General features: G+C 59.1%; 1 protein-coding gene. It reads left to right on the top strand.

Annotated elements, in window-relative coordinates; all coding sequences use genetic code 11:
• Window positions 1-158 precede the first annotated feature (158 nt).
• Entirely contained in the window at window positions 159-617 is a 459-nt protein-coding gene (locus J8I34_RS34165; protein WP_209808588.1) for a fumarate hydratase, read from the top strand.
• Window positions 618-1,048 lie beyond the last annotated feature (431 nt).

The following is a 1,048-nucleotide window of genomic DNA, read 5'->3' as shown; positions in this document are numbered from 1 at the left end:
AGCGAGCTGAGCTGGAAGCTAAGGAGCACCGGAAAGCAGCATAACGGCGGACGCGACAACTACCTTGACACACACCGGTATTCCGGACAAGATATACCTCTTTTGGGCGGGCACACGTACGGTTATACTCCGCGCTTCTCAACTAGGGGTAATCGACAATGGTCGCTGCAACGAAAACAACGAAGGTCAGGGCAGTCTCGACGAACAAGCCTGCCGCAAAGAAAGTGGCCGTGCCAACGAAAAAGGCAACCGTGCTCGCACGCGAGGCTCAGGCAGCGAAAAAGCGCTTGCTGAAATTGCGCGCCGACACGAAGAAGGCCATTGAGGCGGCCAAGCGCGAAGTCGCTCAGGCAACGGAAGCCGCAAGGTTCGCGCTTCGCTTTGAGAAGCAAGCCGCAAAGGATAAGCTTGCAGCGAAGAAGGCCAAGGCTGCGGGCGCCAAGAAGGCCGCAGGCAAAGCTGCCGCCACGAAAGCGGCCCCGAAAAAGCCTGTGACTGGTAGCAAAGCCTCCGCGAAAGCTGCGCCGAAGAAGGCCGCCGTGAAAGCCGTGACCAAGAAGCGGGCTCCGGCAAAGAAAGTGGTTCCGACCGTAGCGACACCTGAAGTTTCGGCTTGATCCTTGTCTCGGCCGGCACCGTACTTCGTTGACCGGTATCGATACGGAAGCTGGGCGCAGCTTGCGCCCAGCCGAATACTCGCCTGAACCTGATTCGGCATGGTGTTTGCGCTTGTGTCCGGTTGCACCGTTGCTGGCTGGCCCGGCATTACCGGGCACAGGAGCCTGTGTCGATGGTACGTCGTGCGTCCACCACGGACAATTAGTGATCAGCCGGACTTCCCTGCCGCCTCTGAAATTCCGTATTCCTCTCACTGAGGAGGTTGCTCTAGCAGGGCTTTGGCATCATGCCATTTTCCCGCGGGCCGAGAAAAACAGGCCGCCATTCAAACTGGACTCGTGGCGCCAGTTTCTAGGCTGATTGGCGAGGCGCTACTCGCTCCATTCCGCGTCGACGTCCCGAGCAAGATGTCCCGCGAGGATGTAGTCCC

Source organism: Cupriavidus phytohabitans (assembly GCF_017815025.1).
Classification (GTDB): domain Bacteria; phylum Pseudomonadota; class Gammaproteobacteria; order Burkholderiales; family Burkholderiaceae; genus Cupriavidus.
This window is presented reverse-complemented; position numbering and strand designations above follow the sequence as displayed.

What these genes read in the sequence shown, in the direction of transcription:
- J8I34_RS34165 (WP_209808588.1), top strand. Translation starts at nt 159, where the DNA reads ATGGTCGCTGCAACGAAAACAACGAAGGTCAGGGCAGTCTCGACGAAC.